The organism is Aeromonas salmonicida (assembly GCF_028355655.1).
In the GTDB taxonomy this organism is placed as follows: Bacteria; Pseudomonadota; Gammaproteobacteria; order Enterobacterales; family Aeromonadaceae; genus Aeromonas; species Aeromonas salmonicida.
Map to the genome: position 1 here is coordinate 1,996,193 of NZ_CP110645.1, position 13,705 is coordinate 2,009,897.

Annotated in this window: 13 protein-coding genes and 1 tRNA gene; all 14 read right to left on the minus strand. The window is 59.7% G+C overall.

Annotation, left to right across the window (positions count from 1 at the left end; translation table 11 throughout):
* Positions 1-7 precede the first annotated feature (7 nt).
* A complete protein-coding gene (gene nuoI, locus ONZ54_RS09615) occupies positions 8-550 on the minus strand; it encodes an NADH-quinone oxidoreductase subunit NuoI (protein ID WP_058395410.1) in 543 nt (180 codons plus the stop codon).
* 9 nt (positions 551-559) lie between these two features.
* A complete protein-coding gene (gene nuoH, locus ONZ54_RS09620) occupies positions 560-1,528 on the minus strand; it encodes an NADH-quinone oxidoreductase subunit NuoH (RefSeq protein WP_005314900.1) in 969 nt (322 codons plus the stop codon).
* A complete protein-coding gene (gene nuoG / locus ONZ54_RS09625) occupies positions 1,525-4,272 on the minus strand; it encodes an NADH-quinone oxidoreductase subunit NuoG (RefSeq protein WP_271788019.1) in 2,748 nt (915 codons plus the stop codon). Before nuoG ends, nuoH begins: the two co-directional genes overlap by 4 nt.
* Before the next feature lie 55 nt (positions 4,273-4,327).
* On the minus strand, positions 4,328-5,713 hold the full coding sequence (gene nuoF, locus ONZ54_RS09630; protein WP_271788020.1) for an NADH-quinone oxidoreductase subunit NuoF: 1,386 nt from the start codon (positions 5,711-5,713) through the stop codon (positions 4,328-4,330).
* A complete protein-coding gene (gene nuoE / locus ONZ54_RS09635; protein ID WP_005314908.1) occupies positions 5,710-6,276 on the minus strand; it encodes an NADH-quinone oxidoreductase subunit NuoE in 567 nt (188 codons plus the stop codon). The genes nuoF and nuoE overlap by 4 nt, the downstream gene beginning before the upstream one ends.
* Positions 6,277-6,350: 74 nt before the next feature.
* Complete coding sequence (nuoC, locus tag ONZ54_RS09640) at positions 6,351-8,156, minus strand: NADH-quinone oxidoreductase subunit C/D (RefSeq protein ID WP_125600399.1); 1,806 nt, start codon at positions 8,154-8,156, stop codon at positions 6,351-6,353.
* Positions 8,157-8,158: 2 nt separating this feature from the next.
* Positions 8,159-8,833, minus strand: a complete 675-nt coding sequence (locus ONZ54_RS09645; protein ID WP_005314925.1) for a NuoB/complex I 20 kDa subunit family protein — start codon at positions 8,831-8,833, stop codon at positions 8,159-8,161.
* 29 nt (positions 8,834-8,862) lie between these two features.
* Positions 8,863-9,267, minus strand: a complete 405-nt coding sequence (locus tag ONZ54_RS09650) for an NADH-quinone oxidoreductase subunit A (protein ID WP_017411553.1) — start codon at positions 9,265-9,267, stop codon at positions 8,863-8,865.
* 326 nt (positions 9,268-9,593) lie between these two features.
* Positions 9,594-10,472 carry a flagellar motor protein MotB gene (locus ONZ54_RS09655; RefSeq protein WP_059169766.1) on the minus strand — a complete coding sequence of 293 codons (879 nt, stop codon included), beginning with the start codon at positions 10,470-10,472 and terminating at the stop codon, positions 9,594-9,596.
* Positions 10,447-11,205: a flagellar motor protein gene (locus ONZ54_RS09660; protein WP_087755515.1), complete on the minus strand. Its 759-nt coding sequence runs from the start codon at positions 11,203-11,205 to the stop codon at positions 10,447-10,449. The genes ONZ54_RS09655 and ONZ54_RS09660 overlap by 26 nt, the downstream gene beginning before the upstream one ends.
* A gap of 222 nt (positions 11,206-11,427) precedes the next feature.
* Positions 11,428-11,515 (minus strand) — tRNA-Ser (locus ONZ54_RS09665).
* A 177-nt stretch (positions 11,516-11,692) separates the two neighbouring features.
* Positions 11,693-12,310 carry a TPM domain-containing protein gene (locus ONZ54_RS09670; RefSeq protein ID WP_005314938.1) on the minus strand — a complete coding sequence of 206 codons (618 nt, stop codon included), beginning with the start codon at positions 12,308-12,310 and terminating at the stop codon, positions 11,693-11,695.
* Positions 12,311-12,330: 20 nt separating this feature from the next.
* Entirely contained in the window at positions 12,331-13,065 is a 735-nt protein-coding gene (locus ONZ54_RS09675) for a TPM domain-containing protein (RefSeq protein WP_271788021.1), read from the minus strand.
* Positions 13,062-13,667 (minus strand): LemA family protein, encoded by a 606-nt coding sequence (locus tag ONZ54_RS09680; protein WP_005314946.1) that lies wholly within the window; start codon positions 13,665-13,667, stop codon positions 13,062-13,064. The genes ONZ54_RS09675 and ONZ54_RS09680 overlap by 4 nt, the downstream gene beginning before the upstream one ends.
* Between the last annotated feature and the right edge of the window lie 38 nt (positions 13,668-13,705).

Here is a 13,705-nt window from a genome sequence, read left to right on the forward strand (position 1 = left end):
TGACTCCTCAGGGCAGCAGGCTTTTGACATCGATGGGTTTGGCTTCGTGCTCGGCATCCCCTTTCGGCTTGCCGTCGATGGCCATCCCGCTCATGCGATAGAAGTTGTAGTCCGGGTATTTGCCGGGCCCGCTGATCAGCAGATCTTCTTTCTCGTACACCAGATCCTGGCGGCGGTATTCCCCCATTTCGAAATCCGGCGTCAGCTGGATGGCGGTAGTGGGGCAGGCTTCTTCGCACAAGCCGCAGAAGATGCAGCGGGAGAAGTTGATGCGAAAGAACTCGGGATACCAGCGGCCATCGTCGCGTTCGGCTTTTTGCAGCGAGATGCAACCGACCGGGCAGGCCACGGCGCACAGGTTGCACGCCACGCAGCGCTCGTCACCGTCCGGATCACGGGTCAGCACGATACGACCACGGTAGCGGGGCGTGCTGTAGACGGATTCCTCCGGATAGCTCAGGGTCTCGCGGGGACGCCAGGCATGGGAGAACACCATGCCCAGGCTACGTAACTGGGTGCCGACACCCTTTATGATGTTAATGATTTTCATAGTCGTGCCTCACTGCACATTTATCAGCACCACGGCGCCGGTGATCAGCATATTGACAAGGGTCAACGGCAAGCAGACTTTCCAGCCAAACGACATCACCTGGTCAAAGCGCGGCCTTGGCAAGGAAGCCCGCAGCAGGATGAAGAACACCATGAAACAGGCGGTCTTCAGGGCAAACCAGATGAAAGGGGGTAACCAGGGGCCATGCCAGCCGCCGAAGAACAGGGTCACTATGAGGGAGGAGATCAGCACTATGCCGATGTATTCGCCCACGAAGAAGAGACCCCATTTCATGCCCGCGTACTCGATGTGATAACCGTCGGCGAGCTCCTGCTCGGCCTCCGGCTGGTCAAACGGGTGACGGTGGGTGACGGCGACGCCGGCAAACAGGAAGGTGATGAAGCCCAGTATCTGGGGCACCACGTTCCACAAGCCGGCCTGGGCTTCGACTATGTCTCTCAGGTTGAAGCTGCCGGTCTGGATCACTATCCCCATCAGGGAGAGCCCCAGGAACACTTCATAGGAGAGGGTCTGGGCAGAGGCGCGCAGGCTGCCGAGCAATGAGTACTTGTTGTTGCTCGACCAGCCGGCGAACAGCACGGCATAGACAGCGAGCCCTGCTATGGCCAGGATGTAGAGCAGCCCCACGTTGAGATCCGCCACGCCCCAGGTAGGGGTGAGCGGCACCACGGCAAACGCCAGAATAAAGGCGGTGAAGGCGATGATGGGAGCCAGGATGAAGATCCGGCGATCGGCGAACGGCGGGATCCAGTCCTCCTTGAAGAACATCTTGATCATGTCGGCCGCCAGTTGCAGCAGACCGAACGGGCCCACCCGATTGGGGCCGTATCTGTCCTGCCACAGGGCCAGCAGGCGGCGTTCGATGAAGCTCATGAAGGCGCCAGCCCCCACTATCCCCACCAGCACTATCAATGCCTTGCCAACCTCCAGCAACAGGTCGATCAGGGAATCACTCATGCGATGGCCTCCTGCAGGTTGTTGATATAGGCCTGTTGCAGTGCGGTCGGCAGACCGTTCACTCCAAGGGGCAGTCCCAGCAGGCCCTGCGCCAGGGCATGGCTCAGTCGCAGCTTCAGACGCCAGTGGTTGCCACCCCAGGAGAAGCTCACCTGGTTGCCCGCCTTGAGGGCAAGGCGAGCCGCATCGGCCGGGTTCAGCACCATCACGGGTTCATTCATGCGTGCCTGTATGACGGGGCTTCTGGCGGAGAGCTCCTCGCCGCCAAACAGCTGGTCATAGTTGACCACCTGCAGGGCTTCCTGGGCGGTGAAGGGGGCAGGAATGGTGTCGAACCAAGCCAGGGGGTCGTCGCCCGGCTCCAGCAGACGGCGACCAGGATCGCCGGCCCGAAGGTTGCCACCTACCTCGCTCTGGAACTTGTTCCAGGCAGAGGGCGAGTTCCACCCCGGCGCCCAGGCGAACGGCACCTGCTGCATCGGCTGACGGGCACCGGCATAGCCTTCCATGGAGAAGCTGAAGGGGGAATCCGGGTCTTGCGCCACTCTGGGTTCGCTGACGTTCTGATCCGCCAGCATGGAGGTGCGGCCGCTGTAACGGTGCGGTTCACGGGCCAGTTTCATGCCACGGATCCGCAATCCGGCGTTGGGGGCCGCTTCCTGCATGGTGGCCAGCAGCGGATGGCTGGTGGCACAGTCATGGCTTATCTGCTCATAGGTCTGCCAGCGCAGCGGTTGGCGCAGGAGTGCGCTTTGCAGCGCGGCCAGCCAGCGCCACCCTTCACGCACCTGAATGTCGGCGTTGTAGAAGGCGGGGGCGTAGACCTGGAAGAAGCGCTGGGCGCGCCCCTCCATATTGACCAGGGTGCCATCGGCCTCGGCAAAGCTGGCGGCAGGGAGCACCAGATCGGCTTTTTGAGCGGTCTGGGTAGCCTGATGATCGATGACCAGCAGGTGTTGCAGGCGATTGAAGGCGGCATCGACCCGATTGCGGGGGGCACGGCGATAGAGATCGTTCTCCAGGGTCACCAGCGCCAGATTATCCTGGGCCTCGATGCGGGTGAGTGCGGCTTCCAGCGGGGCGGCGTTGCCGGCCAGCATGGCCAGCCCCAGGCTGTTGGCCTCTTGTGCCACCAGTGCCAGACTGACGTCCTGACCGCGGCCTTTGAGGGCGCGGGCGATATTGCTGGCCGCGTCGATCAATGCCGGGGTGCGGGCGCCCGAGCCTGCGATGATGAGCGGCTTTTTGGCATTGCCTAGCAGGTCGGCCCAGCGAGTGGCTTGCGCCTGCTGCTCTTGGCCGAGATCGGACAGGGCTGGCGCCGAGCTGTCGAGCAGATGGGCGATGGCAAAGCCGAGGCGGGCTTGATCCGAGTGGGGGGCGTGCAGTTTTTCTGCCGCCACGTCGTCGAGGCGGGTGCTGTCCAGGCTGGTGATGAGTAGAGGGTAGCGTTCATTCTGGCCCAGGGTCTGCACAGCGGCGACCTGCCACAAGTCCACCTTCATTTTGCGGGCGATTTCACGGGCCTTGCCCTTGACCGATTGGCGCAGCGCCAGGGCGATACGGGCGGCGCTCATGGTGACATCTTCACCGAGCACCAGAATGGCGTCGGCCTCTTCCATGTCCCGCAGGCTCGGCGTGCGAATACCGCTGTGCTGCAGTATGTGCAGCATCTTTTGCAGACACGCCCACTCACTTTGCTCAACGCCGCAATAGAAGTTGTCGGCCCCGACCAGTTCGCGCAGGGCGAAGTTGCTCTCCAGCGACGCGCGCGGTGAACCGATGCCGATGACGGCGCTGGCGGTGCGCAGGGCATCGGCGGCGCGGTTGAGGGCGCCATCCACAGTGATGGCCAGCGGGTCGTTGCCATCGCGCTGCTCTTTATCTACCCGAAGCAGCGGTTGACGGGGACGGTCAGCCAGATTGACGTAGCCATAGCCAAAGCGGCCACGATCGCACAGGAAGTAGTGATTGATGCCGCCATGGAAGCGGTTTTCTATGCGGCGCAGCTCGCCATAACGCTCACCCGGGCTGATGTTGCAGCCCACCGAGCACTGCTGGCAGACGCTGGGGGCAAACTGCATGTCCCACTTGCGGTTGTAACGCTCTGAGTGGGTCTTGTCGGTGAACACGCCGGTTGGGCAGACTTCCACCAAGTTGCCGGAGAATTCGCTCTCCAGGGTGCCATCTTCGACCCGGCCGAAATAGACGTTGTCGTGGGCGCCATAGACCCCCAGATCCTCGCCACCGGCGTAATCCTTGTAGTAACGCACGCAGCGATAACAGGCGATGCAGCGGTTCATCTCATGATTGATGAAGGGCCCCAGTTCCTGATTCTGGTGGGTACGCTTGGTAAAACGGTAGCGACGGCTGTTGTGGCCCGTCATCACCGTCATGTCCTGCAGGTGGCAGGCTCCGCCCTCTTCACAGACAGGGCAGTCGTGGGGGTGGTTGGTCATCTGCCACTCCACCACACACTTGCGAAACTCTTTCGCCTCTTCGTCTTCGATGGAGATATAGGTGCCATCGGTAGAGGGGGTCATGCAGGACATGACCAGCCGGCCGCGCTTGTCGTCGGCATTCTGATACTGCTTGACCGCACACTGGCGGCAGGCACCCACGCTACCCAGCGCCGGATGCCAGCAAAAATAGGGGACGTCCAGACCCAGCGACAGACAGGCCTGCAGCAGGTTGTCTGCCCCGTCTACCTCGTACTCTTTACCGTCTACAAAAATGGTCGCCATACAACGTTCCTGAAACCTATGGTGAAATCGGCTATTGCCCGATGCGCCTTGGCGCTTACCAGCGTTCGCCCAGCAGATTGGGCTGGATCCCTTTGAGCAGCGAGTGATGGTCGCTTGGCCCCTTGATACCGGCCTCGAATTCGGATCTGAAATACTTGAGTGCGCTGGCAAGGGGCTCGACGGCGCCGGGCGCGTGGGCACAGAAGGTTTTGCCCGGCCCAAGGAAATTGCAAAGCTGCTCCAGGGTCGCGAGATCCCCTTGCTGTCCCTCGCCACGCTCCAGCGCCCGTAGCAGCTTGACGCTCCAGGGCAGGCCATCACGGCACGGGGTACACCAACCGCAGGATTCGCGAGCGAAGAACTCTTCCATGTTGCGCAAGAGCCCTACCATGTTGACGCTGTCATCGACCGCCATGGCCAGACCCGTTCCCATGCGGGTGCCCACCTTGCCGATACCGGCGGTATACATCTGGGCATCCAGGTGCTCTGGCAGTAGGAAGCCGGTGCCAGCCCCGCCCGGTTGCCACGCCTTGAGGCGGTAGCCTGGCTTCATGCCACCGGCGTAGTGCTCAAACAGCTCGCGGGCCGTGATGCCAAAGGGCAGTTCCCAGACCCCGGGGTTGTTCACCTTGCCGGAGAAGCCCATCAGCTTGGTGCCGTGATCTTCAGAACCCGGCAGCGCCAGTCCCTGATACCAGGCCACGCCGTTGCCTATGATGGCGGGCACGTTGCACAGGGTTTCGACGTTGTTGACGCAGGTGGGTTTGCCCCAGACGCCGGAAACGGCGGGGAAGGGGGGCTTGGCGCGCGGGTTGGCGCGCCGGCCTTCCAGTGAGTTGATCAGCGCCGTCTCTTCACCACAGATGTAACGACCGGCGCCGGTGTGGACGAACAGCTCGAAATCAAAGCCGGATCCCAGAATGTTCTTGCCGAGCAGGCCGGCGGCCTTGGCCTCTTCCACCGCACGGCGCAGATGGATGGCGGCATCCACGTATTCACCGCGCAGGAAGATATAGCCGCGATAGGCCTTGAGCGCCTTGGCGGAGATGATCATGCCCTCGATCAGCAGGTGGGGCAGCTGCTCCATCAACAGGCGATCTTTCCAGGTATTGGGTTCCATCTCGTCGGCATTGCAGAGCAGGTAACGTATGTTCATGCTCTCGTCTTTGGGCATCAGCCCCCACTTCACCCCTGTGGGGAAGCCGGCGCCGCCACGACCCTTGAGACCGGCATCCTTGACGGTGCCGACTATCTCATCAGGGCTCATCTGGCCCAGCGCCTTGCGGGCAGCGTCATAGCCTTGCTTGCTCTGGTATTCATCCAGCCAGACCGGCTGACCATCGTCACGCAGTCGCCAGGTGAGCGGATGAGTCTCGGGGGCCCGGGCCGTGCGGTTGGCGGTGCCGAGAGAGGCGAGGATCTTGTTGGTTGGAAGACTCATGGATAAGCCTCCAGCGTCTTGATCAGTGTGGCGGCATCGAGCCCACCATAGGTGTCGTCATCGATCATCAGGGCCGGGCCCTTGTCGCAGTTGCCGAGGCAGCAGACGGGCAGCAGGGTGAAGCGGCCATCGGCGCTGGTCTGGCCGGGGGCCAGATCCATCACTTCCTTGAGGCCGGCCAGCAACCCTTCGTGGCCGTTGATGTAACAGACCATGCTGTCACAGACACGGATGATGTGGCGGCCTACCGGCTGACGGAAGATCTGACTGTAGAAAGTGGCGACCCCTTCCACGTCGCTGGCGGGAATGCCGAGCTCGGTGGCGATGGCATAAATGGCACCGTCCGGTACCCAGCCACGGGCCTGCTGCACGATCTTGAGCGCTTCAATGCTGGCGGCGCGGGGATCTTCGTAGTGGTGTTTCTCATGTTCGATGGCGTCCCGTTCTGCCTGGCTCAGGACGAAGCCGTCTGTTGGTCCAGGGACGGGTCCATCCCCCTTGCCCCCGCACGCACTCTGCCCCTGCGGGGTCTGACTGTTTTGGCACTGACATTGCTGGCTCATGGCTTAACCTTTTGTGGCTTATTCTTTTTGTCTCGTCACGGTTGTTGAGTGCTGTGGTTTGATTACCCGAGGACTCAACGATCCACATCCGACATAACGAAATCGATACTGCCCAGATAGACGATGAGATCCGACACCATGCTGCCCTTGATCACGGAAGGGATCTGTTGCAGGTGAGCAAAGCTCGGGGTGCGGATCCGGGTCCGGTAGCTCATGGTGGAGCCATCGCTGGTCAGGTAATAACTGTTGATCCCCTTGGTGGCCTCTATCATCTGGAACGACTCGGCGGCCGGCATCACAGGGCCCCACGACACTTGCAGGAAGTGGGTGATCAGCGTCTCTATGTCTTGCAGGGTGCGATCTTTGGGGGGCGGTGTGGTGAGGGGGTGATCCGCCTTGAAGGGCCCCTCCGGCATGTTCTTCATGCACTGCTCTATGATCGACAGGCTCTGGCGGATCTCCTCGATGCGTACCGTGGCCCTGTCATAGGCATCGCCATTGCTGCCCACCGGCACTTCGAAGTCGAACTGGTCATAACCCGAATAAGGGCGCCATTTGCGCACGTCAAAGTTGAGGCCCGTGGCCCGCAGACCCGCCCCCGTCGTGCCCCAGGCGAGCGCCTGCTCAGTGGTATAGGCAGAGACGCCAATGGTGCGTCCGCGCAAAATGCTGTTGCGCATGGCGGCTTTTTCATAATCCATCAGACGCTTGGGCAGCCAGCTCAGCAGATTGTCCTGCACCAGTCGCTGCCATCCCTTGGGCAAGTCGTGGGCCACGCCACCGATACGGAACCAGGCCGGGTGCATGCGGGCACCCGTGATGGCTTCGATGATGGTGTAGATCTTCTGCCGGTCGGTGAAGGTAAAGAAGACAGGGGTCATGGCCCCCACGTCCTGGATATAGGTGCCAAGGAACAGGAGGTGGCTCTGGATGCGGAACAGCTCCGCCATCATCACCCGGATCACGTCGACCCGGTTCGGCACCTTGATGCCGGCCAGTTTCTCCACTGCCAGCACGTAAGGCAGGTTGTTCATTACCCCGCCCAGATACTCGACCCTGTCTGTGTAGGGGATATAGCTGTGCCAGGACTGGCGCTCACCCATCTTTTCGGCACCGCGATGGTGATAACCGATGTCGGGCACGCAGTTGCGGATCTCTTCGCCATCGAGTTGCAACACCAGTCGGAAGGCGCCGTGGGCGGAGGGGTGGTTGGGACCGAGGTTCAAGAACATATAGTCCTCGTTCTCGTTGCCACGGGCCATGCCCCACTCTTCCGGTTTGAACAGCAGGTTCTCCTGCTCCATGTCCTGCTTGGCGGCATCGAGCATGAAGGGATCGAATTCGGTGGCCCGTGCAGGATAGTCCTTGCGCAGCGGGTGACCCTGCCAGCTCTTGGGCATCATGATGCGGGTCAGATGGGGATGACCGTCGAAGGTTATGCCCAGTAGATCCCACACTTCCCGCTCATACCAGTTGGCGTTGGGGAAGTGGCCTGTGAGGGTGGGAAGATGCAGGTCGCTCTCGGCAAGGGGCACTTTGAGCATCACATCGGCGTTACGGTCGATGGAGATGAAGTGATAGAAGACGGTGAAGTCGCTCTGGGGCAGGCCGTCACGATGGCTGCGCAGCCGTTCGTCGGTGCCGCTCAGGTCATACAGCATCACGAACGGGGAGGGGAGCTTGCGCAAAAAGCCCACCACGTCCAGCAGCAGTTCGCGGGCGAGCCAGATCACGGGTACGCCGGTACGGGTACTCTGCACGGTGAAACGCTCGGCACCGAAGTGGGCAAACAGTTCGCCGACCACCTGGGCATCCTGGTGATCGCTGGGTTGCCACTGGGCCATGGTGTAATTGCTGGGAAAATCGCGAGTCAGTTTCATGGTCAGATCTCATCCGGCGTGCGCAGGTTGGTCACCTTGATCCGCTCGCCCCGTTTGCGGTCTTTCTCGGCCGGCATGTCGGGACGGTAGATCCCCTGATCGCCGACGACCCAGGAGAGGGGGCGGCGCTCTTTGCCGATGGAGTCCTGCAGCAGCATCAGGGCTTGCAGGAAGGCCTCGGGACGGGGCGGGCAGCCCGGAATATAGACGTCGACCGGCAGGAACTTGTCTACCCCCTGTACCACTGAATAGATGTCATACATGCCGCCCGAGTTGGCGCAGGCGCCCATGGAAATGACCCACTTGGGCTCAAGCAACTGTTCATACAGTCGCTGGATGACAGGCGCCATCTTGATGAAGGGGGTACCGGCGATCACCATGAAATCCGCCTGACGGGGCGAGGCCCGGATCACTTCGGCACCGAAGCGGGCCACGTCATGGGGGGAAGTGAACGCGGTACACATCTCCACATAGCAGCAGGAGATGCCGAAGTTGTAGGGCCAGAGGGAGTTTTTGCGACCCCAGTTGACGGTGTCTTGCAACACCTCCTCGAGACGCCCCATCATGATGCCGCGCGTCGCGTCTTGTGCCAGCGGGTCATCGACGGTCTGGCTCTGTTCCTGTGGATAGCGCTCAACGGGCGCATCCGGGTCAATCCGGGTCAGGGTGTACTTCATGGTGCAACCTCAAAGAGAGAATCAGTAAGTCAGTCAGGCTTCTTGTCGGTCAGGGCGCGTTTTTTCGGTGCCCAGTCGAGGGCGCCGATACGCCACAAGTAGAGGAGTCCTACCAGCAGCAAGCCGATAAAGATGGCGGCTTCAATGAAGCCGACCCAGCCGCTTTCCCGAACGGAAACAGACCAGGCAAACAGGTAAAGCGCCTCTACGTCGAAGATGACGAAGAACATGGCAACCAGATAGAACTTGGCGGAGAAGCGCAGGCGGGCGTTACCCACAGAATCGACGCCAGACTCGAAGGGAGTGTTCTTGGCGCGGCCGTGGGCGCGCCCACCCAGCAGGGCGGCCAGGCCGATCATCACCAGACAGAGGCAGATGGCTGCAATGACATAAATGGCAAAAGCCCAATGTTGAACAGCAATATCAGCAAACATAGAGATTTTCCCTAACCAAATTAATCATGTGACTTAACAGTAACGTTACGCATTATGACACTTTCATACTGATTTACATGTCATTTCAGCGGATTAATAATTAATCGGCGGGGGTAAAATTGTTTTTTGCTACAAAGGTCAATTTTCTCATTTGAGAATGACTTTCAACGACCTGAATTGGCTGGTAAAACAAGGCTTGGCAGAGGTGTGTGCAGAGACTTCCCCGAAGGGAAAAAGGAAGGAGAAATTGAGGGGATGTGGCCGTGAAAGGGGTGAAAGCGCTAAAGAAAAGCTAAAAAAGACCCCCGACAGGGGGTCTGTACGGGTCAGGGTTTGAGAATGGGGAGTGACTCTTCGGCCGCCTTGCCTTGGGAGAGGGTAATCTCGACCCTGCGGTTTGCCTGCCGGTGTTCAGCCGTATCATTGGGGTAGCGGGGCTGCGCATCGGCTACCCCCTGGGCGATGACCCTTGTGGCGTCCAGTTTGGGATCGGTCAGCATGATATGGACGATGGACGCCGCGCGCAGTACCGACAGCTCCCAGTTGCTGCGATAGAGTTCGAGCGGCACTTGTGAGTTGTCTGTGTGGCCTGTGACAACTACCTTGCCAGGGATGTTGGCCAGTATGCCGGCGATCTTGTGGACCAGGGGAATGAACTGGGGTTGCAGAAAGGCCGAGTCGGCCGGAAACAATGCCTTCTCACCGATGCGGATCACCAGCTGGCTGCCGAGCTGCTCCACTTCCAGATCCTTGGATTCAATCTGCGCCTTGAGTTGCTGGTTGAGCGTCTGTTTGGTGACCTGCACCCACTCCTGCTCCTTGGTTTTGTGGGGCCAGGCCTCGGTGGCGCTCGGTTTCTCCGAGGCGCCTATGGTTTCGTTGAACGGATCTGCCGCCGCAGTCGGTGCATCTTTTTCCAGCACAGTTTCCTTGTCCGGACTGCTGGGGGTTGTCCTGGACTCGGGTTCCAGGATCCCGGTGCCGCCTTGCATCACGGGTGAACCCGCAGGAGGGGAGATGAGACCGATTTTTCCCAGCGACTCGATAAAGCCCTGGATCAGCACCCGGGTTTCAGACTGTTTTGCCATGGCAAAGGAGTAGAGCACCACGAACAGGGCGAACAGCAAGGTCATGAAGTCGGCATAGGAGACCAGCCAGCGTTCATGGTTCTCCGGCGCTTCAGGCTTTTTCTTTTTGGCCACCATGGCCTCCCATGTAAGGTTCGAGGGTTACTTGCAGACGGGCTTGCGACTCGCCATCCACGATGCAGAGGATGCCGGTCAGTGTCATCTCCTTGTAGTGGCGGATATCATGGGCGAACCCCTTGTAGCGGTTGCCAAAGGGTAAAAAGATCAGGTTGGCTGCCCCTACACCGTAAATGGTGGCGATGAAGGCCACCGCTATGGCCCCCCCCAGTTTGTCCGGTGCATCCAGCAGGCCCATGGCGTGGATCAGGCCGAATACGGCGCCCACTATTCCCATGGTCGGGCAGTAGCCTCCCATGGCTTCGTAAAATTTGACGGTCTGCTCAAGATCCTCATGCTCGAACTCGATTTCGTTCTCCAGCACCTCGTGGATCTTGGTCTTCTCGTAGCCATCGACCATCATCTGTACCCCTTTCTTCAGGAAGGGATCCTTGATTTCGTCGATCATGCCTTCCAGTGCCAGCATACCGCTACGGCGGGCGTTAGCTGCCATCGTTTCCAGCAACTGCGCCTGTTCCAGCAGGTCGAGCTTGGGGGGAGAGAGCAGCCATTTGAAGCGTTTGAAGGTTTTGCCGACGACGGAGAAAGGGAACTGGGTCAGTGCGGCACCGATTGTACCGCCAATCACGATGAGGAAGGCGGGCAGATCGAGCAGGGCGCTGGGATGCCCACCTTCTATGATGTTACCGCCAAGAATACAGATTATTGCAAAAAGAAGGCCAATCAAGCTCATTTTTTGTACATCCCTGAATATTGATAAGGGCTAGTGTAGCTACTTAAGTATCAGTTTTTCAAAATGATATCCAATCACTGAGCAATTCATGGAGGCAGAGGACAAGGAAGGGGGGAGGGTTTGCAAGATAACACGGAAGGTTTGGCTGAGCCTCGGATGAATAACCAGAGTGGCAACAGGACAAAAGCAAAAAACCGACCCTGAGGTCGGTTCTTTTAAATTTGGCGGTGAGGGAGGGATTCGAACCCTCGATACGTTGCCGTATACACACTTTCCAGGCGTGCTCCTTCAGCCACTCGGACACCTCACCAAATTTTTGACCATGGTTTAACGTGTTCGGCCAACACTGCGTTCGCTGCGCTGTTGCGCCGGAACGGGGCGTAATTTAGGGGAAAGGGCTGCCTGGGTCAACCACTTTTCCCCTTATTTTTCATAATCTTTATCGAGCGGCTATCCCTTGAACAAAATGCCGGTATTTTAAACCCGATCAGGGCTTGTCCAGGATGATCAGGCTGTCAGGCAGCTCGTTTTGATCCCGGGTAGCCGGGAAGGCGTCGGTCAGGATGGCGCTGGTGCGCTCCACGCATTCGAGGAATCCCTGCTCCACCTCCTTGTTGCGTACCCGGCGGGTGAAGTCATCGATGATCGCCTGCCACTGGTCATTGTCGATATGCTGGGCGATGCCGTCATCCACCAGTATTTCTACATAGTGCTCGGCCACAGAGACAAAAATCAGCACCCCCAGCCTGTCACGGGTGCGGTGCAGCCCCTGCTCGACAAACTGCAGGCGTGCCATCAGGGCGGCTCTGTGCCTGCGTACCTTCTTCGGGATCAGGTACATTTTGATGGGAGTCCAGTGGAACAGTATGCTCAGCAGCAACCAGACTGACCACTGTGCCAGCAGTATCTCGTACCAGCCGAGCCAGAAGCCGAGTTCGAACACCAGCAGGGGGGTTAGCATGGCAATCAGGGCTGCCCACAGGGTGGGAATATAGCGATAGCCGTCGCTGGCCGGGGCCAGTACTGTGACCAGCTCGGCGTCTGTTTCCAGCTCCGCTTCGCGAACCTTGGCCTGCAGGGTGTGAAAGAACTGTTTAGAAATCATGGTCTGTCTCTTTATTCCTGTTACCAACCACCGGAGGCACCACCGCCACCAAAACTGCCGCCGCTACCACTGAATCCACCGCCACCACCTCCTCTGCCACCGAAGCTACCGGCGCCAAAACCACCGGCCAGAAAAGCCGCGCGGCGTCGACCACTGCCACCGCCCCCACCGCCTCCGCGCAGGTTATGCAGCACTATCATCACGATCACCATCAGAATGAACAGCCAGGGACCACCCAGCTTGTCCTCTTTCTTGGCGGTGTCCACTGGCCGGTATTCACCCGCCAGTGCCTGCATGATGCTCTGGCTGCCGGCCACCACGCCCGCAACCATGTCGCCACGTTTGAAGGCGGGCAGGATCCGGGTCTGGATGATGTTGGCGGCAATGGCATCGGGCAGGACACCCTCCAGCCCATAGCCTACTTCGATACGCACTTTGCGCTCATCTTGTGCGATCAGCAGCAGCACACCGTTGTTCTTTCCCTTCTGGCCTATGCCCCAATGGCGACCGAGCTGATAGCCGTACTCCTCTATGGTCTCACCATCCAGGCTGTCGATGGAGACCACTACCAGTTGAATGCCGCTGCGTTTTTCAAATGCTGCCAGTTGTTGGGTCAGCTGGTGGGCCTGCTTGCGGGACATCAGGTTCGCCTCGTCCACGACCCGGCCGCTGAGGGCCGGGAAGTCGGGAGCGGCTTGCAGTACTGCGGTCCAGAGCAACAGACAGGGCAGCAACCAGCGAGCAAGCTTGCTCATTGGAAGCTGACCTTGGGCGCCTCTTCAGCCCCGGGTTTGGCACTGAAACTCGGTTTGGCTTCGAGATCCGAATAGAGCAGCTTGGACCAGATGACGCCGGGGAAGGTGCGGATCTCGGTATTGAACTGGCGCACCGCCTCTATGTAGTCACGGCGTGCTACCGAGATGCGGTTCTCGGTGCCTTCCAGCTGCGCCTGCAGGGTGAGGAACTGCTGATCTGCCTTGAGATCCGGATAGCGCTCCACCACCACCATCAGGCGGGAGAGGGCACTGGAGAGCTGGTTCTGGGCAGCCTCAAACTCCTTGAGCTGGGCTGGATCGCTCACCTGCACACTGCCAACCCTGGCTCGGGCATCGGTGACCGCTTTGAGGGTCTCCTGCTCATGGCTGGCGTAGCCCTTGACGGTGGCCACCAGATTGGGAATGAGATCGGCGCGGCGCTGATACTGATTCTCGACCTGGCCCCAGCTCGCCTTGACCTGCTCATCCAGGGTCGGAATATTGTTCATGCCGCAGCCGGTCAATCCCAGCAGCAGGGTCAGTGTCAACAGGCTCTGCGTGGTGCTGCGCCAGAGTGAAGTGGCCATCTTGTTGTTCTCCATTGAAATTTCTAGCGGATATGGGCCCACCATACCAGCTT

Excerpts from the sequence above, each read along its gene's own strand:
- nuoI (WP_058395410.1), bottom strand. The coding sequence starts at position 550 with ATGAAAATCATTAACATCATAAAGGGTGTCGGCACCCAGTTACGTAGC.
- nuoH (WP_005314900.1), bottom strand. The coding sequence starts at position 1,528 with ATGAGTGATTCCCTGATCGACCTGTTGCTGGAGGTTGGCAAGGCATTG.
- nuoG (WP_271788019.1), bottom strand. The coding sequence starts at position 4,272 with ATGGCGACCATTTTTGTAGACGGTAAAGAGTACGAGGTAGACGGGGCA.
- nuoF (WP_271788020.1), bottom strand. The coding sequence starts at position 5,713 with ATGAGTCTTCCAACCAACAAGATCCTCGCCTCTCTCGGCACCGCCAAC.
- nuoE (WP_005314908.1), bottom strand. The coding sequence starts at position 6,276 with ATGAGCCAGCAATGTCAGTGCCAAAACAGTCAGACCCCGCAGGGGCAG.
- nuoC (WP_125600399.1), bottom strand. The coding sequence starts at position 8,156 with ATGAAACTGACTCGCGATTTTCCCAGCAATTACACCATGGCCCAGTGG.
- ONZ54_RS09645 (WP_005314925.1), bottom strand. The coding sequence starts at position 8,833 with ATGAAGTACACCCTGACCCGGATTGACCCGGATGCGCCCGTTGAGCGC.
- ONZ54_RS09650 (WP_017411553.1), bottom strand. The coding sequence starts at position 9,267 with ATGTTTGCTGATATTGCTGTTCAACATTGGGCTTTTGCCATTTATGTC.
- ONZ54_RS09655 (WP_059169766.1), bottom strand. The coding sequence starts at position 10,472 with ATGGTGGCCAAAAAGAAAAAGCCTGAAGCGCCGGAGAACCATGAACGC.
- ONZ54_RS09660 (WP_087755515.1), bottom strand. The coding sequence starts at position 11,205 with ATGAGCTTGATTGGCCTTCTTTTTGCAATAATCTGTATTCTTGGCGGT.
- ONZ54_RS09670 (WP_005314938.1), bottom strand. The coding sequence starts at position 12,310 with ATGATTTCTAAACAGTTCTTTCACACCCTGCAGGCCAAGGTTCGCGAA.
- ONZ54_RS09675 (WP_271788021.1), bottom strand. The coding sequence starts at position 13,065 with ATGAGCAAGCTTGCTCGCTGGTTGCTGCCCTGTCTGTTGCTCTGGACC.
- ONZ54_RS09680 (WP_005314946.1), bottom strand. The coding sequence starts at position 13,667 with ATGGAGAACAACAAGATGGCCACTTCACTCTGGCGCAGCACCACGCAG.